Annotated in this window: 28 protein-coding genes and 1 tRNA gene; 15 read left to right on the forward strand and 14 right to left on the reverse strand. The window is 67.4% G+C overall.

The genetic code is table 11. The annotated features are described in order from the left end of the window. Positions 1-2: 2 nt before the first annotated feature. The 7 genes from AC07NY_RS02320 to AC07NY_RS02350 all read left to right on the forward strand — a co-directional run bounded on the left by AC07NY_RS02320 (position 3) and on the right by AC07NY_RS02350 (position 2,880). Complete coding sequence (locus AC07NY_RS02320) at positions 3-545, forward strand: HNH endonuclease (protein WP_494581518.1); 543 nt, start codon at positions 3-5, stop codon at positions 543-545. Continuing rightward, positions 542-694 (forward strand): hypothetical protein, encoded by a 153-nt coding sequence (locus AC07NY_RS02325; RefSeq protein WP_494581520.1) that lies wholly within the window; start codon positions 542-544, stop codon positions 692-694. Before AC07NY_RS02320 ends, AC07NY_RS02325 begins: the two co-directional genes overlap by 4 nt. Continuing rightward, complete coding sequence (locus tag AC07NY_RS02330) at positions 691-909, forward strand: hypothetical protein (RefSeq protein WP_494581522.1); 219 nt, start codon at positions 691-693, stop codon at positions 907-909. The genes AC07NY_RS02325 and AC07NY_RS02330 overlap by 4 nt, the downstream gene beginning before the upstream one ends. Continuing rightward, the gene (locus AC07NY_RS02335) at positions 899-1,324 is read left to right on the forward strand and encodes a hypothetical protein (RefSeq protein WP_494581523.1); all 426 of its coding nucleotides are present in this window, start codon (positions 899-901) and stop codon (positions 1,322-1,324) included. Before AC07NY_RS02330 ends, AC07NY_RS02335 begins: the two co-directional genes overlap by 11 nt. Continuing rightward, a complete protein-coding gene (locus tag AC07NY_RS02340; RefSeq protein ID WP_494581525.1) occupies positions 1,321-1,650 on the forward strand; it encodes a helix-turn-helix domain-containing protein in 330 nt (109 codons plus the stop codon). Before AC07NY_RS02335 ends, AC07NY_RS02340 begins: the two co-directional genes overlap by 4 nt. Then, positions 1,647-2,567: a tyrosine-type recombinase/integrase gene (locus AC07NY_RS02345; RefSeq protein ID WP_494581527.1), complete on the forward strand. Its 921-nt coding sequence runs from the start codon at positions 1,647-1,649 to the stop codon at positions 2,565-2,567. The genes AC07NY_RS02340 and AC07NY_RS02345 overlap by 4 nt, the downstream gene beginning before the upstream one ends. A 236-nt stretch (positions 2,568-2,803) precedes the next feature. Further along, a tRNA-Arg gene (locus AC07NY_RS02350) sits at positions 2,804-2,880 on the forward strand. A 53-nt stretch (positions 2,881-2,933) separates the two neighbouring features. On the opposite strand, the gene AC07NY_RS02355 is transcribed toward AC07NY_RS02350, so the two are convergent. Further along, positions 2,934-4,010 carry an MFS transporter gene (locus AC07NY_RS02355; RefSeq protein ID WP_494581529.1) on the reverse strand — a complete coding sequence of 359 codons (1,077 nt, stop codon included), beginning with the start codon at positions 4,008-4,010 and terminating at the stop codon, positions 2,934-2,936. Positions 4,011-4,330: 320 nt separating this feature from the next. On the opposite strand from AC07NY_RS02355, the gene AC07NY_RS02360 reads away from it, so the two are divergent. After that, the gene (locus AC07NY_RS02360; protein WP_494581531.1) at positions 4,331-4,918 is read left to right on the forward strand and encodes a hypothetical protein; all 588 of its coding nucleotides are present in this window, start codon (positions 4,331-4,333) and stop codon (positions 4,916-4,918) included. Positions 4,919-4,926: 8 nt separating this feature from the next. On the opposite strand, the gene AC07NY_RS02365 is transcribed toward AC07NY_RS02360, so the two are convergent. From AC07NY_RS02365 to proB, 9 genes are all read right to left on the reverse strand, one after another. Next, a complete protein-coding gene (locus tag AC07NY_RS02365) occupies positions 4,927-5,451 on the reverse strand; it encodes an RNA pyrophosphohydrolase (protein WP_494581533.1) in 525 nt (174 codons plus the stop codon). Continuing rightward, positions 5,448-6,635, reverse strand: coding sequence for a divergent polysaccharide deacetylase family protein (locus AC07NY_RS02370; RefSeq protein ID WP_494581534.1), 1,188 nt, complete (start codon positions 6,633-6,635; stop codon positions 5,448-5,450). Before AC07NY_RS02370 ends, AC07NY_RS02365 begins: the two co-directional genes overlap by 4 nt. A gap of 215 nt (positions 6,636-6,850) precedes the next feature. Beyond that, complete coding sequence (locus AC07NY_RS02375) at positions 6,851-8,212, reverse strand: S41 family peptidase (protein WP_494581536.1); 1,362 nt, start codon at positions 8,210-8,212, stop codon at positions 6,851-6,853. Beyond that, positions 8,212-9,558 carry a murein hydrolase activator EnvC family protein gene (locus AC07NY_RS02380; protein WP_494581538.1) on the reverse strand — a complete coding sequence of 449 codons (1,347 nt, stop codon included), beginning with the start codon at positions 9,556-9,558 and terminating at the stop codon, positions 8,212-8,214. Before AC07NY_RS02380 ends, AC07NY_RS02375 begins: the two co-directional genes overlap by 1 nt. Next, positions 9,555-10,034, reverse strand: a complete 480-nt coding sequence (gene rlmH, locus AC07NY_RS02385; protein ID WP_492285575.1) for a 23S rRNA (pseudouridine(1915)-N(3))-methyltransferase RlmH — start codon at positions 10,032-10,034, stop codon at positions 9,555-9,557. The genes AC07NY_RS02380 and rlmH overlap by 4 nt, the downstream gene beginning before the upstream one ends. A 12-nt stretch (positions 10,035-10,046) precedes the next feature. Beyond that, positions 10,047-10,457, reverse strand: a complete 411-nt coding sequence (gene rsfS, locus AC07NY_RS02390; protein WP_494583654.1) for a ribosome silencing factor — start codon at positions 10,455-10,457, stop codon at positions 10,047-10,049. A gap of 70 nt (positions 10,458-10,527) precedes the next feature. Then, positions 10,528-11,151, reverse strand: coding sequence for a nicotinate-nucleotide adenylyltransferase (locus AC07NY_RS02395; RefSeq protein ID WP_494581540.1), 624 nt, complete (start codon positions 11,149-11,151; stop codon positions 10,528-10,530). 15 nt (positions 11,152-11,166) lie between these two features. Then, positions 11,167-12,408 (reverse strand): glutamate-5-semialdehyde dehydrogenase, encoded by a 1,242-nt coding sequence (locus tag AC07NY_RS02400; protein ID WP_494583656.1) that lies wholly within the window; start codon positions 12,406-12,408, stop codon positions 11,167-11,169. Between the two features lie 111 nt (positions 12,409-12,519). Continuing rightward, positions 12,520-13,644: a glutamate 5-kinase gene (proB, locus tag AC07NY_RS02405; protein ID WP_492285572.1), complete on the reverse strand. Its 1,125-nt coding sequence runs from the start codon at positions 13,642-13,644 to the stop codon at positions 12,520-12,522. A 343-nt stretch (positions 13,645-13,987) separates the two neighbouring features. Here proB and AC07NY_RS02410 point away from each other — a divergent pair, with 343 nt between their 5' ends. The 6 genes from AC07NY_RS02410 (at position 13,988) to AC07NY_RS02435 (ending at position 19,319) form a co-directional block, all read left to right on the forward strand. Continuing rightward, complete coding sequence (locus AC07NY_RS02410) at positions 13,988-14,362, forward strand: DUF6481 family protein (RefSeq protein ID WP_199092391.1); 375 nt, start codon at positions 13,988-13,990, stop codon at positions 14,360-14,362. A 251-nt stretch (positions 14,363-14,613) separates the two neighbouring features. Then, positions 14,614-15,174 carry a sigma-70 family RNA polymerase sigma factor gene (locus AC07NY_RS02415; protein ID WP_257734052.1) on the forward strand — a complete coding sequence of 187 codons (561 nt, stop codon included), beginning with the start codon at positions 14,614-14,616 and terminating at the stop codon, positions 15,172-15,174. A gap of 48 nt (positions 15,175-15,222) precedes the next feature. Further along, complete coding sequence (locus AC07NY_RS02420) at positions 15,223-15,915, forward strand: hypothetical protein (protein ID WP_494581542.1); 693 nt, start codon at positions 15,223-15,225, stop codon at positions 15,913-15,915. Positions 15,916-15,976: 61 nt separating this feature from the next. Beyond that, positions 15,977-17,461, forward strand: coding sequence for a S8 family serine peptidase (locus AC07NY_RS02425; protein WP_494581544.1), 1,485 nt, complete (start codon positions 15,977-15,979; stop codon positions 17,459-17,461). 47 nt (positions 17,462-17,508) lie between these two features. Further along, on the forward strand, positions 17,509-18,663 hold the full coding sequence (locus tag AC07NY_RS02430; RefSeq protein ID WP_494581546.1) for a glycosyltransferase: 1,155 nt from the start codon (positions 17,509-17,511) through the stop codon (positions 18,661-18,663). After that, positions 18,660-19,319, forward strand: coding sequence for a class I SAM-dependent methyltransferase (locus AC07NY_RS02435; protein WP_494581547.1), 660 nt, complete (start codon positions 18,660-18,662; stop codon positions 19,317-19,319). The genes AC07NY_RS02430 and AC07NY_RS02435 overlap by 4 nt, the downstream gene beginning before the upstream one ends. Positions 19,320-19,481: 162 nt before the next feature. On the opposite strand, the gene AC07NY_RS02440 is transcribed toward AC07NY_RS02435, so the two are convergent. Further along, on the reverse strand, positions 19,482-20,999 hold the full coding sequence (locus tag AC07NY_RS02440; protein WP_494581549.1) for a methyl-accepting chemotaxis protein: 1,518 nt from the start codon (positions 20,997-20,999) through the stop codon (positions 19,482-19,484). A gap of 197 nt (positions 21,000-21,196) precedes the next feature. Then, a complete protein-coding gene (locus tag AC07NY_RS02445) occupies positions 21,197-21,820 on the reverse strand; it encodes an LbetaH domain-containing protein (RefSeq protein WP_494581550.1) in 624 nt (207 codons plus the stop codon). On the opposite strand from AC07NY_RS02445, the gene phnN reads away from it, so the two are divergent. Continuing rightward, on the forward strand, positions 21,819-22,418 hold the full coding sequence (gene phnN / locus AC07NY_RS02450) for a phosphonate metabolism protein/1,5-bisphosphokinase (PRPP-forming) PhnN (RefSeq protein WP_494581552.1): 600 nt from the start codon (positions 21,819-21,821) through the stop codon (positions 22,416-22,418). The two genes, AC07NY_RS02445 and phnN, sit on opposite strands and share 2 nt — an antisense overlap. Here phnN and AC07NY_RS02455 read toward each other — a convergent pair. Both AC07NY_RS02455 and AC07NY_RS02460 read right to left on the reverse strand, forming a co-directional pair. Continuing rightward, positions 22,415-23,110, reverse strand: a complete 696-nt coding sequence (locus AC07NY_RS02455; protein WP_492285564.1) for a DUF1045 domain-containing protein — start codon at positions 23,108-23,110, stop codon at positions 22,415-22,417. The genes phnN and AC07NY_RS02455 overlap by 4 nt on opposite strands. After that, the gene (locus AC07NY_RS02460; protein WP_494581554.1) at positions 23,107-24,246 is read right to left on the reverse strand and encodes an alpha-D-ribose 1-methylphosphonate 5-triphosphate diphosphatase; all 1,140 of its coding nucleotides are present in this window, start codon (positions 24,244-24,246) and stop codon (positions 23,107-23,109) included. The genes AC07NY_RS02455 and AC07NY_RS02460 overlap by 4 nt, the downstream gene beginning before the upstream one ends.

Below are 24,246 nucleotides of genomic sequence, written 5' to 3' on the forward strand. Positions count from 1 at the left end.
CCATGGCGTTCTACGTTGGGCAGCGCGATATCGCCGGGTACGAAGGCCTCTATGCCGCGACCCTAGACGGGCGAATTCTCAGCCACCGCAGCGGGCAGCTTCTGAAGGGCAGCCCAAGCCCTGCTGGGTATCTGCTCGTCGCGCTCTACAAGGGCGGTGACCGGGGAAAAACGATCGCCGTACACCGGCTTATTGCTCGCACCTTCATCCCTAACCCCGAGCAGAAGAACTCGATCAATCACATCAATGGCATCAAGACCGATAACTCGGTCGTCAATCTGGAATGGTGCACGCCTCGTGAGAATACGCTGCACGGCGTCGCGCTGGGGCTCATCACCGGAGTTGAACCTAAGCTGACGGCTGAGCAGCACGAGGAGATCCGGGCTCATAAGGCGCGCGGGTGGCACACACAGTATCTGGCCGGCTATTACCGCGTCTCGGCTAGCACCATCAAAAACATCCTGAACCGGCGCTATCGAGCGAAGGGCGAACCGTTGGTAGCCAAGGCGATGCTGAACCCCTCCAAGACGGAGGTGGAAGCGTGACCCTGGCTCTCCTCATTATCGCGGCTTCGATCGCCATCACGATCATCGCCTGCATCCTCCGCTTTGCGGTCTGGATCTTCTGGCCTCGGAAGACTGTGGAGCCCGATCAGCACGAGATGCTGACGGCTGATTGGGAGAAGCGGTCGTGAAGATTGCGCTCTACATTGAAGACGGACGCGAGCAGATCGTCTTGACGCCTCAGACCGACGCAGAGAAGGCCATTCTGGCGAAGCTGCACGACGGGTCGCGCGAGTTCTGGCTGCGCAAGGGGTCGTTCTACGCTTGCCAAGGGGGATGGACGCGCCAGCAAGACAATGTCGATGACAGCACCATTATCGTGATGGAGGCCCGCCATGACGCTTGACCCTCAAGCCCTGACGGCGGCTGCGTTGCTTGAGAAGGCGCGCGCTTACCGGCCCTATAACGTGCTGAACGATGGAGCGCTGGTCCAATCGCTTGTAGCGATGATCGACGACCTGCAAATCAAGCTCGCTCTGGCTGGGCCGCTCTATAGCGCTCGCCAGCTTCAGCCGAAACTCGACGAGGCATACGCGGCCCTAGAGCCATTTGCTCGGCTCGCGGAAGCGTACTTCTACCGATACGAGACGAGGCCGGGCGAATGGCGCGAGTCTCATGAGAACGACCCCGACGACCGCGCTGTCTACGGGGTCAACCGCGTCGAGATCACGACAGGCGACTTTCGCAGGGCGCGCAAGGCTCTGGAGAACCGCTCTTCAGGTCTCGCGGATGCCACCCCCAATCCCCCGGCTTCACCATGAGTAGGGAGGCGAGACAGGCTGAGCGCGTCCGGCCACAAGACGCAGTTGCCATCACTGGCCTGAGCCTCCGCACCGTGCAAGCCTTAGCGCTGCGCGGTGAGATACCAGGGGCGGCCAAGCTTGGCGGCTCATGGACCTTTGACGAAGCCGCGCTTCGCAACTGGATAAGGGAGCGCACGCAATGCCCTCAAGACCGAAGGCGCCTAAACACACGTACTGGCGGGGCGACAAGCTATGGTCGCGGTTTACCGTTGCAGGACGAGAACATCGCGAGAGCCTGCGAACAGATGACCCAAAGACTGCGCGAACGCGCGTCGCGAAGATGATCGAGAAGGCGACCGGCGCCGCCCGCTATGGGGAAGACCGGAGATCATGGCTCGCGGCCAAGCTCGAATGGCAAAAGCATATCGCGACGCATGTCGGTCCAGCGACAGGAATCCGGTACGACTGCTCAATCCGCCAGGTCGAGACGTTTTTCGCGCATCTCTATGTCGACGAGATCGAGCGCAGCCACATCATGGACATGCGCAAGGAGAGGCAGACGGCCGTCAGCAATGCGACCGTTCGTCGGGATTTACAAGCGCTCTCGTCCCTGCTGGAGTTCGCGGAGTTCAATGGATGGCGGCAGGGCAACCCGGCAGCGCTGGTGCTTAAGCGCACGAAGGAGCGCCGCGACCCGATCCTGCTCCCGACCGAGGCCGATTACGAGTTCATGCGGTCAAGGCTCTCGCCAACCATGGGAGCTCTCATGGTGGCGGGCAGGGCGACCGGCGCCCGCATCAGCGAGATAACTGGCATCAACCGGACGGACCTGAACGTCAAGGCCTCGACCCTGACCGTGATCGGCAAGGGCAACAAGCGGCGCACCGTCGCCATCGATGCCGAGGCCGTTCGGGTGCTCTCGTCGCTCCCCGCGTCGATCAAGACGAAGCACCTGTTCCACTTCGATGGGGAGGAGGCGAAGAACGCCAGCTTCATCTTTAGCAAGGCGACCAAGGCGGCACAAAAGAAGGCACAGAAAATCAAGCGGGATTTCACCGGGTTCCGCTTCCACGATCTGCGCCATTGGTTCGCCGTCGATTGGCTGAGGGCAGGGCGGTCCATCTATGATTTGCAGCAGCATCTTGGCCACAAGAGCGTCAGCACGACCGAGATTTATCTGCAGTTCCTGACCAAGGAAGAGCAGGAAAAGGTGAAGCGCCCGGCCGAAACAGCGCTTGCAAATGCTGCGGCGGTTGTGTAGGTTATGTGTATGTCAAGCGAACGTACCGAACGGATTCAGGTGCTCGTCTCGAAGGCTGAGAAGTCTGCGCTTGAGCAGGCATCGAAGCAGGATAGCCAATCGGCTTCAACCTGGCTTCGCAGCTTGGGCCTGAAAGCGGCCCGGAAGATGGGTGTCACGATTTCCGGCACACGGCCAACGGTTTAATTTGTGCCGTATACGCCTAAGTAACTGAGACGCATTGAGATTTAAGGTTTGTCCCGGTAGCTCAGCAGGATAGAGCAACGGTTTCCTAAACCGTAGGTCAGGGGTTCGAATCCCTTCCGGGACGCCATTTCCAAGGCAGCGGATAGCAGTCGATGTTCGGGCTGCCCGCGATCGCTGCGCTCAAGACCGGCGCGACACGATGCCGACGACGATCACGACGGACGCCATCATGCAGCTGACCGTGATCAGCGACGTCGAAAGGGAAACCGCGGTCATCACCGCGCTCACCACGATCACGCCGACCGCGTTTGCCGTCCGCAGCAAGGCGAAGACCTCCGCACGTCTCTTCGGCGGCGCGAGCGTATCGAGGACGAGGGAGTAATAGGTGCCCAGCGGCGCGAGGACGGCGCCGATCAGGACGGCACCGATGACGGTCACGAGCATGGAAATCTGAAGCGCCGCCAGGATTGCCCCGGACGTCATGATCGCCAACTGGATCAGGACCGCCCGACGGCTCGCCATGCGGTTCCGGATGCTGACCCAGATGCCGCCTGCGACCGAAGCCAGGCAAAGCGGGACGGTGAACAGGATCGCCAGCGACGGCGCATAGCCGAAATGCAGCGCCAGTGCGACGGCGCCGATCTCCAGCGCGGCCACCGTCGCTCCGCCTGCCGCAGCACACATGAGCCAAATCAGGATCGACGGGCTGATGATCGACGCGTCCGGGGCATGCACCTCGTCGGGAGAGGCCTCGGGCCTGACGGTCGGAAGCAAGAGCGCGGGGATTGCCCCGAGCACGGCGATGGCCACGACCGCGAAGACCGGCGAGATGGTGCCCAGCCCGGAAGCCGCCACCGGCGCCAGAACGAATGTGGTCTCGTTCAGCGTGGCTGAGATCCCGAGCGCGCGCGGAAGCTTCGACGCTGGCGCAAGCTCGTTGAGGATCGTTCGCAGATATCCGGCGGCCGCGCCATTCACCAGCCCGGCCAATGCCGATGCCGCAACCAGCCAGACGACGGGGATTGCATGGTGCGCAAGCAGGGCGAGCGTGCCGAGCGCGATCGTCCTGAACACCACCAGAAGCCGCAGGAACGTCGTGGGCGCGAAACCTAGGCCCAGGCGCGTGATCGGGATGGCGCCGATCACCTGGGCGAGCGTCATCGACAAGATCATGGCCGCGCCGGCGCTGGTGTCGCCGGTGAGCGCCAGGGCGACGAGCGCGAAGGCGACCGGCCCCGCCGCCTGCGGAACCGTCATCGTCGCAGAGGATATGAACCACCGGATCAGTGGCGCTGCGTTGATCGTGCTGGTCGAGGATGTCGTCATAAACCGGCCCGAAAGGAAGGGGCCGGGCCGTTCCCGGACATTCTGTATCCCGTGACGGGATCAAGGACGTTACCTCGCGACAAGCGCTTTAGCTTTCGCAAGCGGGACTGGCAAGCTTGCGCCCCGAAGCGATGGCAGTGGTTTGACGGCATATGCGCTGGTCTTCCTGTCGTTAGAGGAGAAGCGCGGTCGCTGCGCAAATCTCCCGAAATCGATGGCCACCGCTGCGATTGTTGCTCTAAGCAGAGGGCATGGAGACCGTCTCGCCGCATGAACTCTTCCCCCATGTCCGTATCGTCATGGGCATGGTCATCGGCCTCGCCATCACCCGGATGCTGGCGGGGATCGCGGGCTTCATCCAGCACCCCGGCCATCATCGCGTCTCACTGCTCCACATGCTCTGGGTCGGCTCGATCCTGCTGGAACTCGTGCTGTTCTGGTGGTGGGAGTTCGGGCTGTCGCGCCTCCCGGCCTGGAATTTCGGCGTTTATCTCTTCCTGATCGGCTATGCCATCGTGCTCTACCTGATCTCGGCGCTGCTCTTCCCGGACAACATCGCCGAATATGCCGGCTACGAGGATTTCTTCATCCGGCGCCGGCGCTGGTTCTTCGGCCTGCTGGCGGCGGCCTTCGTGCTCGATGCCGTCGATACCCTGATCAAGGGCACGGAATACTGGAACCAGCTCAGCGGCGACTATCTCGTGCAGGTCCCGATCGGGCTGGCGCTTTGCCTCGTCGCCTATATTTCCGCGCGACGCTGGGTCCATATCGCGCTCGCCAGCACGCATATCCTCTACCAGAGCTACTGGATCGGCCGCATCGTCTACACGATGAGCTGAAGCGGGGCTCAGCCCCTCTTGCCGCTCCCGCCCGTGAAGGGTGCGAAATGCCGGGCGATCTGCCGGTAGACGTCGCGCTTGAAGGGGATGATCAGCTCCGGGGTCTCGTCGAGCTGCGCCCAGCGCCAGGCGTCGAACTCGGGCTTATGCCCGCCGGCCGGGGTCAGGATGTTGATCTCGTCCTCGGGGCCGGTGAGGCGGAAGGCGAACCATTTCTGCGCCTGGCCGCGCCAGCGGCCTTTCCAGGCTTCCTTGCCGATATCGACCGGGAGGTCATAGGCGAGCCAGCCCGGTGCCTCACCGAGAAGCTCGACCGAGGTGACGCCGGTCTCCTCCGCGAGCTCGCGGCGGGCGGCCTCCAGCGGCGTCTCGCCCTCATCGATGCCGCCCTGCGGCATCTGCCAGGCATGGCCCGGCGCGACATGCTCGCGCTTGGTCTTGTCGGCGCGCCGGCCAACGAAGACGAGCCCCTCGGCATTGAACAGGGCCAGGCCCACGCAGGGGCGATAGCCTTCGGGGGCCTTGTCGGTCATTGTTGCGATCCGGTGGATTTGATCGACCCGGTCGGGATCGATCCGGTGCTCTTGGGCGAGCGGAAGCCGCGAGCGGCGCTGACCGGCACGATCACGATCTTCTTGGCTTCCAGCGATTGCGCCCAGCGGTTGATGCGCTCGATCGAGACCGGCAGCGCGCTGGCGGCGGCGACCGCGATGCCCTGTTCGCGGGCGATGTTTTCGAGGGCGGCCAGTTCCTTGTCGATCGCGTCGGGGCGGGTCACGCTGTCGATGACGCGGTCGACCTTCAGCGCCGGGGCGCGGGCACGATCGGCCGAGCCAGCGAGCAGGCTGCGCGCGGAGGAGCCGTCATCGACGACCATCAGCCCGCGTCCGGCGAGTTCGCGCAGGACCGGGGAGAGGGCGCCATCGTCCGAGGTGAAGCGGCCCCCGAGAAAATTGACGATGCCGACATAGCCGGTGAAGCGGCCGAGCGCCCAATGCAGCTTGTCGATATTGTCCGGCGCCTTCGGGCCGGTCAGCAGGGTATGCGGGCCGGGATCGTTGTCGGGATAGTCGAAAGGCTCCATCGGGAGCTGCAGGAAGACCTCGTGGCCTTCGCTGCGGGCGCGCTGGACGGTGCGTTCGAGTTCGGTGCCATAGGGCGCGAAGGCGAGCGACACCGCCGGGGGCAACTTCGCGATCGCGTCGGCCGTGCCGCTCTGGCTGATGCCGAGGCCGCCGACGAGCAAAGCGATGCGTCCGGCCGGTTTGGTCGCGGGCTCGGGACCGAGCGGGCGGGCATAGATCTTGGCCGGGGTCGCGCCCTCGGGGCCGACCTTCGGGAGCAGGCCGTAGCGCGAGCGCTCGACCAGGCGATTGTCGGGCGCGGCCGCGAGCTTCTGCGTACGGGCCTCGTCGGGAATGGTGATGACGATGGCTTCCGGCGCATCCTCGCCGGCGCGTGTCACGGTCACCCCGGCGCTATGTTCGAGCTGGGCCGCACTGGCCGGCCCCTGCGGTGTCGCCGCGACCGGGCCGGGATTGACGGGAACGGCCGGGACGGGGGCGGCCCGCTTCTCGATCGAGGCCACGGCCATCGGCTCGCCGCCATCGGGATCACGGCGCAGCGCGACCGTCAGCGCGAGAGCGAGGATGGCCGCGCCGATGCAACCGGCCGCCGCCGTCGCGAGCCAGCGTCCCCAGGGCCTGCCAGAGGCCACCGGGCGATCCTGGCCGAGCGGTCGATTGAGCTCCGTCAGCGGCGTTCCGGCCGAGAGAGGCCGTCCTCGAAATTGTGATACGGACCCGAATCAGCAGTCCGCGCGCCAGAGTACGCGCCGATCAGATCGCATCGCAATCTGACCGGGCACGCGATTCTGGTTCGGGATCGAGAGCCGGGGTGGCTCTCGCCAGGGTGCCTGGAGCGCGCTGCGGCTCAGTTCGGCTGCTTGGGCGCCTCGGTCGTCGCGGGCGCAGCCGGAGCGGCGGGCTTTTCGGCGGGAGCTGCGGCACCCGTCTTGACGCCGCGCAGCTGGTTCAGCGCCGCGATGAGCTGGGTGTCCTTGGTGGCATCGGAGGGGACATAGGAGCTGGAGCCGGACTGCTCTTCGCCCTCGCCGGCCTTGAGATGGCCCTTGAGCGCGGCTTCGCCCTTGTTCTCGACGAGCTTGTCCTTGATCTCCTGCGGGATCTCCTGCTGGACCTCGATGTCCGGCGTGATGCCCTTGGCCTGGATCGAGTTGCCCGACGGCGTGTAATAGCGCGCCGTGGTTAGGCGCAGGCCGCCATTCGAGCCAAGCGGGATCACGGTCTGGACCGAACCCTTGCCGAAGGAGCGCGTGCCCATCACGGTCGCGCGCTTGTGGTCCTGCAGGGCGCCGGCGACGATCTCGGCGGCCGAGGCGGACGAGCCGTTGATCAGCACCACGACCGGCTTGCCCTTGGTCAGGTCGCCCGACTTGGCGTTGAAGACCTGGGTCTCCTCGGCGTTGCGGCCGCGGGTCGAGACGATCTTGCCGCGATCGAGGAAGGCATCGGAGACCAGCACGGACTGGTCGAGGCGCCCGCCGCGGTTGTTGCGGAGGTCGATGACGAAGCCCTTGAGCTTGTCGGCGCCGATCTCGTTCGTGGTCTTCTCGATCGCCTTGCGCAGGCCGTCATAGGTCTGCTCGGAGAAGGTGCCGATGCGGATATAGCCGACATCGCCCTCGACCCGCTCCTCGACGGCCGGGACGACGATGGTCGAGCGGGTCAGGGTGAATTCGAGCGGCTCGGTCTTGCCCGGGCGGTCGATCTTGAGCGTGACCTGGGTGTTGATCAGCCCGCGCATCTTCTCGACCGCCTGGGTCAGGGACAGGCCCTTCACCTCGGCGCCGTCGATCTGGCGGATGATGTCGTTGGCGAGGATACCAGCCTTGGAGGCGGGCGTGTCCTTGATGGGCTTGGCGACCTTCAGGACGCCGTCCTCCATCGTCACCTCGATGCCGAGGCCGCCGAACTGGCCGCGCATGTCGGTGTCCATGTCGCGGAAGGACTTGGAGTCGAGATAGGACGAATGCGGGTCGAGCGAGGAGACCATGCCGTTGATGGCGGCCTCGATCAGCTTCTGCTCGTCCGGCTTGTCGACATAGTCGGTGCGGATCTTCTCGAAGATGTCACCGAAGAGATTGAGGCTGCGGTAGACCTCGGCCGAGGCCGCGACCGCGCTGGTCGAGCTCAGCAGCCTGGTCTGGGTGGCGAGACCGGTCAGGCCCGCGCCCATGATGGCGCCGGCGAGAACGAGGGAAACCTTGCGCATCATCCGCGAACCTTTTCGCCTTGCGATTTCGTCCACCACGGCGTCGGATCGATCGAGACGCCGTCTTTCCTGAATTCGATATACAGAACCGGCTGCCCGGTTCCCACCCCTACTGTCGTCGCCGCAGCTTCCGACGTTTCGCCCATTGTCGCAACCGGCTCTCCCGCCAGCACGAACTGATTGAGCGCAACGTCGATGCGCTGCATGCCGGCCAGCAGGATGTAGTACCCTCCGCCCGCGTTCAGGATCAAGAGTTGCCCGAACGAGCGGAACGGTCCCGCATACACTACCCAAGCGTCGGAAGGCGCCGAAACTAGGGCGTTCGCGCGGGTTTCCAGAGAAATCCCCCGGATCGTGCCGCCGGCGCCGTCAGGATCGCCGAAACCACGTAATCGTGATCCTGCCGCCGGCAGGGACAACAGGCCCTTCGCCTCGGCGAAAGCGATCTTGGGGGCGAGCCGCGCCGGGTCCTTGAAGGCGAGTGCCGTCATGCGTTCGCGCTGCTCGCGGGTCTCCTGCTCGATCGCCTGGCGGGCGGCGTCGGCCGCCTTGTTTGCGACCGAGATCTCCTTCTCGATCTTTTCGACGAAATCGCGCATCGAGCGGGCCTGGCCGGCGAGCTCCTTGCCGAGCGTGGCCTGCTGCTCGACATCCCGGGCGGCGGTGGTCTCGCGCTCGCGCCGCGCCTCGATCAGGGAAGCCAAGCGCTGGCGCTCGCTTGCGATCTGCTCCATCTCGGTGCCGATCCGGCTCTTTTCGGTGGCGATGCCGTTGCGCAGGCGGACGAGTTCGGCGAGGTCGGTGCCGAGGATCTCGACCTCCTGCCGCAGGTCCGGCACGACGGCGCCGAGCAGCATCGAGGCGCGCACGGCTTCCAGGATATCCTCCGGGCGGACCAGCACGGCGGGCGGCGGGCGCCGGCCAATGCGCTGCAGCGCGGCCAGCACCTCGGCGATCAGGTTGCGCCGGCCGTCGAGCGAGCGGCGGATCGCGGTCTCGCTGGATTGCAGCAGACCGAGCCGGGTCTCCAGCGCGCCCAACCGCTCCTCGGCGGCCTGGGTCCGCGCGGTGGTGTCGAGCAAGGCCTTGTTCAGCGCGGCGCGGTCGGCCCGGATCGCGGCCATTTCCTTCTCAAGCGCGGCCCGGGCCTCGGTATTGCCGGCGAGCCGCTGTTCGATCGCCTTGAGCTCACTTTCGCGCGCCTGCTTCTCGACGAGCTTCTGCATCGCCTCGCGCTGGAGGGCTTCCGGATCGGGCTGGGGCGTCTGGGCGAGCGCGGCAGCTGATGTCGCCAGCAGGGCGGCAAGGCACAGGCCGCGCAGTCCGGGGCGAATCAGTGAGTTCATACGCGATGATAGGGGTGGCCGGAGATGATCGTCATCGCGCGATAGAGCTGTTCGAGCACGAGCGCGCGCACGATCTGGTGCGGGATGGTGAGGGCGCCGAAGGCGAGCGTGATATCGGCCCTGTCGCGGATCTCCTCGCTCAGGCCGTCGGCGCCCCCGATGATCAGGCTGGCATGGCCGGTGCCGGAATCGCGGGCGGTGGCGAGGCGGCTGGCGAAGGCTTCGCTGCCGAGCTGGCGGCCGCGCTCGTCCAGCGCGATGATCAAGCCGGGCTGCGCCTTCGCGAGGATGGCTTGAGCCTCCTCGCGCTTGCGCTCCTCGGGGCGCCGGCCGCGGCCCTCGGCGATCTCGACGATGTCGGGACCACCGAGGCCGATGCCGCGCCCGAGCGCGACGCCGCGCTCACGATAGCGCTCGCAGAGCTCCCGTTCCGGCCCGTCCTTGAGCCGGCCTACGGCGATGACCGCGAGCCGCATCCGAAAACAGTTTCAGCTGTCGAGGCGTTCGTTCGGCCGATCGGTGCCCCACATCTTCTCGAGATTGTAGAACTGGCGCACTTCGGGCCGGAAGACGTGGATGATGATGTCGCCGGTATCGATCAACACCCAGTCGCAGGCAGGCACGCCTTCGACGTTGGGCGTCGGAAGTCCCGACGCCTTCAGGGCTTCCACCAGGGCATCCGAGATGGCCGCGACATGGCGGTTGACGTTGCCCGAGGCGATGATCATCGCGTCGGCCAGCGACGTCTTGCCAACGAGGTCGATCACCGTGATGTCCTCGGCCTTCATGTCCTCCAGGACACGCTGGGCAAGGGCGATGCTATCGGCAGAGGGATTGTCCGCGATAGCGGCCTGGGGAAGCGGCTTCGGCTCGGCTTCACCAAGGGTTTGACGGGTCAGTGACGTATCCTCTCGATCCTGATGCGCGTTTGGCGCGATGGATCCAAAATAAGCCGGAAGGCGCCGGAGTTCAATCGCGCCCGGCCTGTTTGCGTAGCATCGTGGAGGATAACGTCGAGCGCTTCCCATGCAGGAAGACCCAGGCCGGAGGCTGCATGCGCGGCAGGCTCGCGGCCCGGCTTTCGGGCAGGCGCCAGCGCGAGAGCCAGTTGGCGGCCGGCGAGGCCATGGCGCTATGGGTCGAGCCCGGTCGGTCGATGATCGCGATCGGCATCATCCGGGCGATCGCGCGCCACTCGTTCCAGCGGTGGAAGCTGGCGAGATTGTCGGAGCCCATGATCCAGACGAAACTCACGCCGGGGCAGCGCCGCTTGAGCGCGCGCAGCGTGTCGGCCGTGTAGCGGGTCCGCAGCATCGCCTCGACGCCGGTGACGTCGATGCGGGCATGGCCGGCGAGGGCGCGCGCCTGCCGGATGCGCTCGGCGAGCGAGGGCAGCTTCGCATTGTCCTTCAGCGGATTGCCGGGCGTGACCAGCCACCAGACACGGTCGAGCTGGAGACGGCGCAGTGCGGTGAGGCTCGCCAGCCGATGGCCGTCATGGGCCGGGTTGAAGCTGCCGCCGAACAGCCCGACGCGCAGGCCCGGCGCGAAGGAGGGCAGCCGGGACGGCAGGCGCGGAAGCTCGCTCGTCATAGGCGGGGCTTCGCTTCAGGGCCGGGTCTGGCCCGCGCCATGGACGCGGTACTTGAAGGAGCAGAGCTGCTCGACGCCGACCGGCCCGCGCGCATGCATGCGGCCGGTGGCGATGCCGATCTCGGCACCGAAGCCGAACTCGCCGCCATCGGCGAACTGGGTCGAGGCATTGTGGACGACGATCGCGGAATCGACTTCCGCCAGGAAGCGGGCGGCGGCGGCCTCGTCGGCGGTGACGATCGCATCGGTGTGATGCGAGCCGTAGCGCTCGATATGGTCGATCGCGGCATCGAGGCCCGGCACGGTCCTCACCGCGATGATCCGGTCGAGATATTCGGTCGCCCAGTCCTCTTCGGTGGCGGTGCTCACACGTGCATCGACGGCGCGGGCCGCTTCATCGCCGCGCACGGCGCAGCCGGCTTCGAGCAGGGCAGTGACGAGCAGGGCGAGATGCGTGCCGGCACAGGCCTCATCGACGAGCAGCGTCTCGGCGGCGCCGCAGACGCCGGTGCGGCGGAGCTTGGCGTTGAGCAGGATGTCGCGGGCCATGGCGAAATCGGCCTTCGCATCGACATAGACATGGCAGTTGCCGTCGAGATGGGCGAAGACCGGCACGCGCGCCTCGCTCTGGACGCGGGCGACGAGGCTCTTGCCGCCGCGCGGCACGACGACGTCGATATTGCCGTTCAGCCCCGAGAGGATTTCACCGACCGCGGCGCGGTCGCGCGTCGGCACGAGCTGAATCGCGTCGCTGGGCAGGCCGGCGGCTTCCAGACCCTCGCGCATCGCGGCGGCGATCTCGGTCGAGGAGCGGAAGGAATCGGAGCCGGCCCGCAGGATCGCGGCGTTGCCGCTCTTCAGGCAGAGCGCGCCGGCATCGGCGGTGACATTCGGCCGGCTCTCGAAGATCACGGCGATGACGCCGAGCGGCGTCGCGACGCGCTCGAAGCGCAGGCCGTTCGGCCGCGTCCATTCGGCGATCACGCGGCCGAGCGGATCGGGCAGGTCGGCGACCTCGGCAACGGCATCCGCGATGGCGGCAAGGCGCGTCTCGTCGAGCGCGAGGCGGTCCATGAAGGAACCGCTCAGGCCTGCTGCCTTGCCGTCCGCGAGGTCCTGCGCATTGGCGGCGAGGATTTTGGTGCTGCGGGCGCGCAACGCTTCGGCCATGGCGAGGAGGGCGGCGTTGCGCTGCGCGGTTGGGCTGAGCGCGACCTTGCGCGCGGCGGCGCGGGCGCGCTTGCCGACATCCTCCATGACGCCACCGATATCGGCGGCCTCGTTCGTCGCGATGATGCGCAATGCGCTGTCGCCGGTCATCTCGTTCAAGCCCAAGGTTTGCCGGCGAAGGCCGGCCCGTGAGGAAGCTTAGCCCAGCCCGAGCGCCATGTCGTCCCGGTGGATCATCTCGGCGCGGCCGGGATAGCCGAGCACGGTCTCGATATCGCGCGAGGCCTTGCCGAGCACCAACGCGGCCTCCGAGGCGTCATAGGCGACGAGGCCGCGGCCGAGCAATTGCCCCTCGGGATCGCGGATCAGCACGGCATCGCCGCGCGCGAACTCGCCCTCGATCCGGGTGACGCCGACCGGCAGCAGGCTCGCGCCGCCACGTAGCGCGCGGGCCGCGCCGGCATCGAGATGCAGCGTGCCGCGCGGCTCCAGCGAGCCGGCGATCCAGGTCTTGCGGGCGGTGGCGGGCGTCGATGCGGTGAGGAACCAGGTGCAGCGTCCGCCCTCGGCGACGCTGGCGAGCGGGTTCTTGGCGCGTCCGTCGGCGATCAGCATATGGGTGCCGCCGGCTGCCGCGATCTTGCCGGCCTCGATCTTGGTGCGCATGCCGCCGCGCGAGAGCTCGGAAGCCGCGCCGCCGGCCATGGCGTCGATCTCGGGCGTGATGCGCTCGACGACGGGGATATGCCGCGCGCTCGGGTCCTTTGCGGGCGGTGCCGTATAGAGCCCGTCGATATCGGAGAACAGCACCAGGAGGTCGGCGCCGGCCATGGTCGCGACCCGCGCCGCGAGCCTGTCATTGTCGCCATAGCGGATCTCGGTGGTGGCGACGGTGTCGTTCTCGTTGATGACGGGGATGGCGCGCAGGTCGAGCAGGCGGCCGAGCGTCGCGCGCGCGTTGAGATAGCGGCGGCGCTGCTCGGTATCGGCCAGGGTCAGCAGCACCTGCCCGGCAGTGAGGCCATGGGCGCCGAGCGCCTCGGCCCAGTTGCGGGCGAGCGCGATCTGGCCGACGGCGGCGGCGGCCTGACTCTCCTCCAGCCGCAAGGGGCCGGAGGGCAGGCCGAGCACGGTGCGCCCGAGCGCGATCGCGCCGGAGGAGACGACGAGCACGTCGGCACCACGCTGGTGGAGGTCAGCGAGATCCTCGGCCAGCGCCGCGAGCCAGGCATGGCGCAGGCGGCCGCGGCTGCGGTCGACCAGCAGGCTGGAGCCGACCTTGACGACGATGCGGCGGAAATCGGAGAGCTGAGGCGTCTTCACGGGAGCACGACGTTGTTGCTGCAGTCGCCCTGCCTGTTGGGGAAAATGCCGCGCTTGTAAAGCATAGAGCTGCTTTTCTGGCGCCAAAGCCGTCCGCCATGGGCCGTTTGCATTGACAGGGGAGGGTGGGCCGCCCATATGCAGGACCCGGCCCGCCCGCCTGATGGGTGCCGATCCTGCCGTTCTCATGCATTTTTAGCGTGCAGTATGCAGGACCTGCCGCCCGATAAGCGCTGGAAGCGGGGCTGCCGCGCGTCGATTTCGATACCAATCCGACCGGATCTGGATTATCTCGCCCGCGCAGGCCGATGAACGCCCGTAACAACCCGAGAGAAGATCACCCTTGAAGAACCCGAACGACCGCAGCTTTACCGACCGCCAGTCCAATTCCGCCAATGCCAAGAAGGCGCTGCTCGAGCGTTTCCAGGCCCGGCCGAAGGCCGACGACCCGGTAATGGTGCAGCGACGCGAGGAGCGGGAAGCCATCGCCCAGGCTCGCGCCGAGCGCGAAGCCGAGAAGGCGAAGATCCGGGCCGAGAAGGAGCGCCTGGAAGCGATCGAGCGTGCGCGCATCGAGGAAGAGAAGCGCCAGGAAGAGATCGCCCGCGAAGCCGCCCGCAAGGCCGAGCAGGCCAAGCGCGATGCCGAGCGTCCGCGCAAGGTGCTGCTGGAAGCCGTGCAGTACATGCAGATGCGCACGGCCGGCAAGCGCCGCTGACGCCGGGAATTCCCGCATAGCGATGAATGCGATTTGGGGCGCCGCGAGCGCCCCTTTTCATATCTGCTTAACCGCGTTGGCAACGCCCGCCCCGCGCAATGTCTGCTTTTCGGGCAAAAAACTCCTATCCGATCCGCGCCGGCCTATCGGCAAATCCGCGCATGCAGATTAATGTGCGCGCCGGGTTGAACCTTTTCCCCGCTCGCCGCGACAACCGAATGCGAGCCGGGATGCCTGGCCTTCGAGGGGCAATGCATACGGAATCGGACGAGGATCTCGTCAAACGGATCGCCTCTGGTGACCGGCTCGCGATGAAGGTGCTGTTTTCGCGGCACCAGGTGCGGGTCTACCGTTTCGTGCTGCGGCTCGTCCGCGACGAGACGCTTGCCGAGGATGTGATCAGTGACGTGTTCATGGATCTGTGGCGACAGGCGGACCGGTTCGAGGCGCGCGCCTCGGTCTCGACCTGGCTGCTCGCCATTGCCCGGAACAAGGCCTGGTCGCTGCTGCGCAAGCGCCGCGATGCCGAGCTGGACGAGGATTATGCCGAAAGCCTCGAGGACGATGCAGACGGCCCCGAGATCGTGCTGCAGAAGCAGGACAAGGGTCTCGCCATTCGCGCCTGTCTCGAACGCCTTTCGGCCGAGCATCGCGAGGTCATCGACCTCGTCTATTACCACGAGACCTCCGTCGAGGAGGTCGCGCGGATCGTCGGTATTCCCGAGAATACCGTCAAGACCCGGCTTTTCCACGCCCGCAAGAAGCTGGGCGAAATGCTCAAGGCAGCCGGCATCGACCGCGGCTGGCCGTAGGGTTTCCGTTTTCATGAAGTGCGGCCCCGCCGCCCAGGGAGTGGCGTGATGAACGACAGCATCGCCAGCGATCCGAAGCGCCGCGAGCTCGAGGAGCTGCTGCCCTTCTACGCCAACGGCCGGATCTCCGACGCCGACAAGCGCCGCATCGAGACCGCCCTCGCTGCCGATGCCGAGCTTGCGGCCCGGCTCGACCTCATCCGCGACGACATGGCCGAGACGGTCCTGCTCAACGAGAGCCTCGGTGCTCCCTCCCACAACGCGCTCGAAAAGCTGATGGCCGGGATCGAGGCCGAGGCCCGCCCGGTGCCTCTTCTAGCCCGTGCCCAGGAGAGCAGCCGTGGCTTTCTCGGTTGGCTCGGCGGGCTGCTGGCCGCGCAGTCGCCGCGCCGTCTCGCCTATGCCAGCGCGGCGGCGATCGCGCTCATCGCATTGCAGGGCGTCGCGATCACCGGGCTTGCGCTGCGCGATGGTGGCCCCGGCTTCCAGACCGCTTCGGCTCCCGGCGCGCGGCCGTCGGAAAGCTATGTGCTGCTGAGCTTCTCGCCCGAGGCGCGGGCCGGCGAGATCGCCTCCTTCTTCAAGCGCTTCGACGCTTCGGTGGTCGACGGCCCGCGCGCCAACGGCTTCTTCAAGGTGCGTGTCGGCGACGCCTCGCTCTCCTCCGCCCAGGTCGATGCGATCGCGGCGCGGATGAAGGGCGAGAGCGCCATCGTCAGCTTCGTCGCGCCGGCGCCGTGATCCGGCTGGCGCGGTTGCAGGGCGCCATGGCATGATGTCGTCGTCGCAGGAGGGTCAGGCCATGCTGCCGTCCCCGTTCGCTCGCCGGAATTCATCGGTTCGGTGCCTCGCTGGCGCCGGCTTCCTCGCATGCGTGCTGGCGCTCGTGCCAGGGCCGGCCTTCGCCCAACCTGCGGGCGGGACGGGCGACGGCAAGCGCATCGCGCCGACGACGAGCCCGCAGCAGCCGGGCATGGGCCAGTCGGGGACCCGTGGGGTGCAGGTGCCGCCGGGCTCCTGGCTGCAGCCGCGGGCCCAGCGCAGCATCGTTCCGGCGCCCAGCGAGAACCGCTTCGTGCCCGACGAGGTGCTGTTCGAGCTCGCGCCCAATGTCGAGGCTGAAGCCGTGCTGCGCCGCTATGGCGCGACGCTGATCGCGCGCCAGCGCTTCGATCTCGCCGGCGTCACCATCATCCGGGCCAAGCTCGAGGCAGGGCGCGACCTGCGCGCCGTGCTCACCGAGATGGGCGACGACACCAATATCGCCGGGGCGCAGCCGAACTTCCTGTTCGAATTGCAGCAGGATTCGCTCTCCGGAGTCGGCACGCCACCGGGCGCGGCCACTGCCTCCTCGGACGCGAGCACGCTTGCGCCAACGCAAGGCCTGCGCTTGGCCGATCCCACGACCGCGGCGCGGGGCAACGCGGCGGTGCGGCGCATCCTGCCGCCGCAATATGTGGTCGACAAGCTGCGCCTGAGCGAAGCGCGCAAGCTCGCGCAGGGACGCAATGTCCGGGTCGGCCTGATCGATTCCGGCGTCGACATGGAGCACCCGGAAATCCGGGGCTCCGTGCTCGGCTATCTCGACGCGATCGACGGGCTGGCGACGCCGCATGCCCATGGCACCTCGATGGCGACGGCCATCGTCGCCCATGGCGAGTTGCAAGGCGTTGCGCCTGCGGCGCGCCTCATCGTGGCCCGTGCCTTCGGCGGCCCGCAGGCGGCCTCGGCCAACGGCAAGTCGTTCCAGATCCTGACCGCGCTCGAATGGATCGTCCAGCAGCGCGCCAAGGTGGTCAATCTCAGCTTCGCCGGCCCGCAGGATCGTCTGCTGTCGAAAGCGCTGGCCGGCGCGAAGGAGCGCGGCGTGATCACCGTCGCCGCCGCCGGCAATGGCGGCGCCCGGTCGGCCCCGCTCTATCCCGGCGCCGACCCGAGCGTGATCGCGGTGACGGCGACCGATGCCGATGACAAGGTCTTCGGCGACGCCAATCGCGGTGCTTACGTCGCGATCGCCGCGCCGGGCGTCGACGTGCTGACGGCGGAACCGGGCGGACGCTACGCCTTCACCTCCGGCACCTCGATCGCCGCGGCCCATGTCACGGCGCTGGTCGCGCTCCTGCTCGAGAAGCAGCCGGAACTCGATACGGACAGCGCCCGCCGGGTGCTTGCCGAGAGTGCGACCGATCTCGGTTCGCGGGGGCGCGACCCGGTCTATGGCGCCGGCCGGATCGATCCGCCGACGGCGCTCGCCCGCGTGCTGCCGGTCGCGACCGCGCGGCCCTGAGGCGCAAGCGGGCTTGACCTTCTTTGCCGCATCGGCCTGATGGCGCGATGCCGCGCCCGAAACTCCTTTTCGTCGCCACCGAGGACTGGTTCTTCGCCTCGCATTTCCTGCCGATGGCGCGGGCTGCGCGCGAACTCGGTTTCGACGTCGCGGTGATCGCGCGCGAACGCAACCATCGGCGCGTGATCGAGGCGACCGGCGCCCGGCTGATCGGGCTAGAGGCGGAGCGGCGCAGCCTCGATCCACGCGCGCTGTTCAAGCAGGTTACGGCGCTGAAGCGCCTGATCGCGGCGGAAAAGCCCGATATCCTGCATTGCATCGCGCTGAAGCCGATCGCGCTCGCCGGGCTTGCCGGCAAGCTCGCTGGTGTCGACCGGCGGGTCTATGCCCTGACCGGGCTCGGCTTCCTCGGTGCGAAGCAGGGCGCACTCGCGGCGATGGCCCGCTTCGCGGCGATCACTTGGCTGCGCGGCGCCATCGATGGGCCCCAGGTGCGCTTCCTGTTCGAGAACCCGGACGATCCGGTGACGCTCGGGCTCGATCCGCAGGATGCGAGCAAGGTCGCGATCGTCGGCGGTGCGGGCATCGACCCGCTGATCCTGATGCCCTCGCCGACGCCGCCGGCCCCGCCGCTCAAGGTCGCGCTGGTCGCGCGCATGCTCTGGTCGAAGGGCGTCGATCTTGCGGTCGAGGCGGTAAGATTGGCGCGGGCCGAGGGGGCGAAGGTCACGCTCACCATCCATGGCGCGCCCGATCCGTCCAATCCGAAAGCGATACCGGAGGCGACACTGAAGGAATGGGCGGCGCGGCCAGGGATTGAATGGGCCGGGCCGACGCGTGATATCGAGGGTGTCTGGAAGGCGCATCATCTCTGCATCCTGCCCTCGCGGGGCGGCGAGGGGCTGCCGCGGACGATCCTGGAGGCGGCGTCCTGCGGCCGGGCGATCCTGACGACCGACGTGCCGGGTTGCCGCAGCTTCGTCCGCGATGGACAGGACGGCATGGTGGTTCCGGCCGACGATGCCGCGGCACTGGCCAGGGCGCTGGTTGCCTTGGCGGGCGCCCCGCGCCTCGCGGAGCGCATGGGCGAGAGCGCCCGCGCCCGCCTGCTCGACGGACATACCGAACGCGACGTGATGAATGGCGTGAAGGCGCTCTATCTTGGCCTGCTCGGCCGTGCTGCGCCGGAGACCGTGGCATGAGCGGCGAGGCCGTGCTCGATCGCGAAGCCTTCATCCGCGCCCATACGAGGTTATTGCCGGTGCCGCATGCGCCGGAGGTCGCGCTGCATGTCGCCGAGGAGGCGACGGAGCTCTGGCAGAAGACCGAGGACGAACTCGCCGTGATCGGCCTGCCGCCGCCGTTCTGGGCCTTTGCCTGGGCCGGTGGGCAGGCCCTGGCGCGCTATCTGCTGGACAATCCCCAGATCGTCGCCGGGCGGCGGATGCTGGATTTCGCCTCGGGCTCGGGCCTCGTCGCGATCGCGGCGGCCAAGGTGGGAGCCGGGCCGGTCGAGGCCTGCGATATCGATGCTTTCGCGGCCGCGGCAATCGCCATCAATGCGGCCGCCAATGGTGTCGCTGTGACGCCGCGCTGCGATGACCTGATCGGCCGGGACGAAGGCTGGGATGTCATCTGCGCCGGGGATGTCTGCTACGAGCGCGAGATGGCGGAGCGCGTGATCGCTTGGCTGTCAGGTTTGTCGGCGCGCGGGGCGACGGTGCTGATCGGCGACCCCGGCCGCAGCTATCTGCCGCGCGAAAGGCTGGAAGCGCTCGCGACCTACGAGGTGCCGGTGACGCGCGCGCTGGAGGATGCCGAGATCAAGCGCAGCTCGGTCTGGCGGCTCACCGGGTAGGTTTGCGAACCGGGACCTGCCCCCTCTCCCCCTGCGGGAGAGGGTTGGGGTGAGGGGTCGCGCGACGCTGATCGTAAGTCGGTCGCCAATTTCCCAAGTCCTGCGCGACCCCTCATCCGGCCCTTCGGGCCGCCTTCTCCCGCAAGGGGAGAAGGAAAGGCCTCAGGCCGCGCGCCGCCGGGCCGCGGCAACGCTGCTGATCGCTCCGCCCTGTTCGGTCCGGAAGGCCGAGACCAGCCGGTTGAGCTGATCGATCTGGTCGAGCAGGACCTTCGCCGAAGCGGCGCTTTCCTCGGCCAGCGCCGCGTTCTGCTGGGTGATCTCGTCCATATGGCTGACGGTCTGGCTCATCTCATCGATGCCATTGGCCTGTTCGCTGGAGGCTGAGGCGATCTCCTCGACCGTGCTGGAGACCTTTGCGGAGGCCGCAACGATCTGGTCCAGCGTCTCGCCGGCCTGACGGACGAGCTTGACGCCTTCGGCGACCTCTATATCGGAGGACGAGATCAAGCCGGTGATGTCCTTGGCGGCACCGGCCGAGCGCTGGGCCAGCGCCCGGACCTCGGCTGCGACGACGGCGAAGCCGCGGCCGGCGTCGCCGGCACGGGCCGCCTCGACGGCGGCATTGAGCGCCAGCAGGTTGGTCTGGAAGGCGATGCCGTCGATCACGTCGGTGATCTCCGAGATGCGCTTCGAAGCGCCTTCGATGCGGGCCATCGCCTCGACGGCCTCCCGGACGATATCGCCGCCGGTGCGTGCGACATTGCGGGCTTCGTCGGCCAGTGTGACGGATTCGCGAGACGCCTGGGTCGAGGTCTTGACCGAGGCCGCGAGCTGCTCGGTCGTCGCCGCGCTCTCCTCAAGGGCCGAGGCCTGTTGCTCGGTGCGCATCGACAGGTCCTGCGCACCGGTGCTGATCTCCTGCGAGGAGGAGGCGATCGCGGCCGAGGTCGCCTTGATCGTGCCGACCATCTCCTGGAGACGCGCCATCGCGCCGTTGAAATGGTCGCGGATCTCGGAATATTCGGCCGGGATCTCGGCGCTCATGCGATAGGTCAGGTCGCCGTCGGCGAGCGCGGCCATGCTCTGGCTGACGCAGGCGATGGCCTGGTCGCGCTCGGCCGCCTTGGCCTGCTCGATGGCGCGGGCCTCGGCCTGGGCCTTCAGCCGGGCTTCCTCGGAGGCTTCGAGATAGACGGTGATGGCGTAGTCCATGTCGAGCATCGCCGCCTTGACGATGGCCGCGATCTCGGCCGAGCGCTCGGCGCAGCCGGGCATGCGCTTGCCGAGCGCGTTCTTCGGCCAGCGGGCTTCCAGCACGCCGGCGAGCAGCTTCTCAATGATCAGGGCATAGCCGCCGATATACCAGCGCGGCTCCAGGCCGATGCGGGCATGGACCTTGCCGACCTGGGTGACGGCGCCGATGTAGTTCTCGTCGAATTTGCCGGTGGCGATACCGCCCCAATGTCTGGCCTGGCGCTGCTTGGCGCCTTCGATGTGCTGTTCGTTGCTGAAGAACGCCTTCGTTTCCGGGAAGGCGCGCAATTGCGCGTAGAAGGCGTCGAGTGCGCCCGGAATGGACGAACCCAGGGCGTCGCCGACGTCGCGGATGCGCGCCTGCGCCTCCGGGCCGAGCTGCATGAAGGCAAGCCGCTTGCCGAGATGATCCATTGCCGTCATCAGGAGGTCCCCAGCCTCGGGCGGAACCGTTCCCGCCGGAGGCCGACCATGGCCCAGCAAGGTTAACAACCTATGAGCGCATGTCTTGATCTGGGTCAATTTCTACATAAGCGGCGCGTGCTATCCTATGGTAAGGTCGAGGCGATGCCGTCGCGGGGTAAGAAAAGCCCTGCGATTATAGTGAAATAAGCCGGATTCTAGCTGGCTTCATGCCGCTCCAGGAAATCCTCCACGGAGAGGTGCCGGAAATCGTCCAGGGCGGCCCGCAGCCGGGCATGGTCCCAGTCCCACCAGGCGAGGTCCTGCAATCTTTCCGCGATATTCTCGGCGAATCGGCGGCGTACTGGCCTGGCGGGATTGCCGGCGACGATGGTGTAGGGCGCGACATCCTTGGTGACGACGGCGCCGCCCGCGACCACCGCACCGGTGCCGATCGAGCGGCCGGCGAGGACGATCGCGCCATGGCCGATCCAGACATCGTGGCCGATCGTCACCGCATGAGCGCGGCGCCAGTCGAAGAAAGCCTCGTCATCATCGGCATCGTCGAAATAGGCGGCGGCGCGATAGGTGAAATGCGACTGGCTGGCGCGATGCATCGGGTGGTTGCCGGGATTGATCCGGGTCATCGCAGCGATCGAGCAGAACTTGCCGATTGTCGTGTAAATGACATTCGCGTCGTTCACGACATAGGAGTAGTCACCCATCGTCGACTCGGCGAAGTTGGTGCGCGCCCCGATCGCGGTGTAGCGGCCGAGCGTCGCCTGCCTCACCTGGGCGGTCGGGTCGATCAGCGGTTCGAGTCCCAGTTTCTTCGCGGCCATGTCCTCATCCTCTCCTGATATCGCGATCCCTGCCGTGCAGACGGGCGTGCTCGTTCTCGTGGTCGGTCCCTCCGGAGCGGGGAAGGACACGCTGATGGACGCGGCGCGGGCCGAGCTCGCGACCGCTCCGCGCTATCGCTTCGCCCGCCGCCTGATCACCCGGCCGGCCATGGCGGGGGCCGAGGACCATGATTCCTGCGACGAGGCGGGCTTTCGCGCGATCGAAGCGAATGGCGGGTTGGCGCTGAGCTGGCAGGCGCATGGGCTGCGCTATGGCATCCCGGCGGCTGAGCTTGCCGGCATCGGTGCGGGCGGCGTGGTGATCGTCAATGTCTCGCGTGCTGCGATCGCTGTGGCCGAGCGACTGGCGGAGCGTGTCGTGGTGCTCAACATCACGGCGCCGGTCGCGGTCCTGGCGCAGCGGCTGGCAGCGCGCGGGCGCGAGAGCGAGGTCGATATCGCCGCGCGACTGGCGCGCGAGGCACCCCTGAGGGCCGAGCGCGCCGAGATCGTCACGATCCTGAATGATCGCAGTGTTGCCGAGGCAGCCGGCGAGCTTCTGGCCGTCCTGCGCGCGCTCGGCAGGCATGGTTCCTAACCGAAGGAATAGGAATCGAGCAGGCGGAAGCGGCCGGCGCGGTCGTCCTGCCTGAACAGCGCGAAGCGGTCGATCCTGACCGGGCCGGCTGGAAGCGCCGCCGTATAGGCCGTGTCGAGTGCCTGCTTCACGGGGCCCATCTGCTCGCCGGGCAGGGAACCGGTCAGCGTCATGTGGAAGCGGAAGGCGTCGCCGACATAGGGGTAGCCATAGGCTTCGAGATAGGCGTGCTGCGCCGGGGTCAGCGGGCTCTTGAGGCGCCGTGCCTTATCCGCGTCCGAGAGCGGCGCGCGGAAGAGTTCGAAAGCCTGCACGGCCGCGAAGGCGAAGCGCTGCAGAGCCTCGCTCGGCTCGGAGGGGGTCAACGCCACGAAGGAGCCGAGAGCCGTGACGCTCAAGCCCGCCAGTTCCACGGCGTCGAGCCCGGCGGCATGATTGCGGGCGAAGGCGCGCAACTGCTCCTCGCTGCGGCCGTCGGCGAGCTCGAAGGGCGCCTTCAGCGTGGCGTGGAAGCCGTAGCGGCGCGGCTCCTCGGTGAAGGCAGGCCAAAGGGCCGGATCGCATCCCGGCGGAACCGCGAAAGGCAAATCCTCAGCCGTGAGCGCGTCATAGCCGAGCGTCGCGCTGCCGAAGCGCCAGAGCGCGCTCTCGGCAGCGGGGGCGTAATAGACGGCGTAGCGCGGCTTGCTCAAAATGCGCGCTCGCCCTGCGACCAGACGGCGGCGATGACGGGTGTCGCACCCAGCACCTTGAAGCGCACGAGATCGGCGCGTAGCCCCGTCTTGAGATGGCCGCGGTCGCCGAGGCCGAGGATGTCGGCGACCTTCCAGGTGACCATGCCCATCGCCTCCGGCAACGCGATGCCATGGTCGGCATTGAGCTTGACCACGGCCTGGAGCAGGCTCGCCGGCACGTAGTCGGAGGAGAGCCCGTCGAGCAGGCCCTTCTCGGCGAGCTCGGAGACCGAGACGCCGCCCGAATGCGAGCCGCCGCGCACGACGTTCGGCGCACCGGCGACCGTCGCGAGGCCGTGCTGCTTGGCGGCGGCGGCGGCCTCGACCGTGGTCGGAAATTCCGAGATCACGGCGCCGGAGGCGACGCCTTCCTCGACATGTTCGGGAATCGTGTCGTCATGGGTCGCGAGCGGGATGCCGCGCGCGCGGAAGATGTCGACCACGGCCTGCCAGTTCTTCGCCACATTGGCGGCGCCTTCGCGCTGGCGGACCTCGACGTCCTCCTCGAACTCCGCCACCGTCTTGCCGTTGCCGACGGCATAGGTCTTGAGATGCTGGAGATCGCGCCACTGGCGCTGGCCGGGCGTGTGGTCCATCAGCGAGACGAGCTGGACGAGCGCGTCGTCCTGATAGGGCGCGATGTCCTCCAACAGCTGCGGGCTCGTCAGCTCGCAGCGCATGTGGATGCGGTGGTCGATGCGGAAGACGTTCTCGCTCTGGCCATAGGCGAGCGACTTCATCACGTCGGCGAAGATGTCCTTGCGATAATCCTTGGCCGAGAAGGGCGTGCCGGCGCAGACCGCGTCATAGACGGTGGTGACGCCGGCCGCGGCCATCTGCGCGTCATGGACGAGCGCCGCTGCCAGTCCGTTCGGCCAGAAGACCTTCGGGCGCGGCATGAAATGCTTTTCCATGTTGTCGGTGTGCATCTCGACCAGGCCGGGCGCGACATAGTCGCCGCCGACATCGATCGCGCCAGGCAGCGAGGATTTGCCCTGGTCGACCGCAGCGATGCCATTCGCGTCGAAGGCGATCGTGCCGGTGACGACCTCGTTCTCGAGGATCAACCTGGCATTGGTGAGAACGGTCTGCAT

Source organism: Allobosea sp. GW821-FHT09G06, from assembly GCF_059416005.1.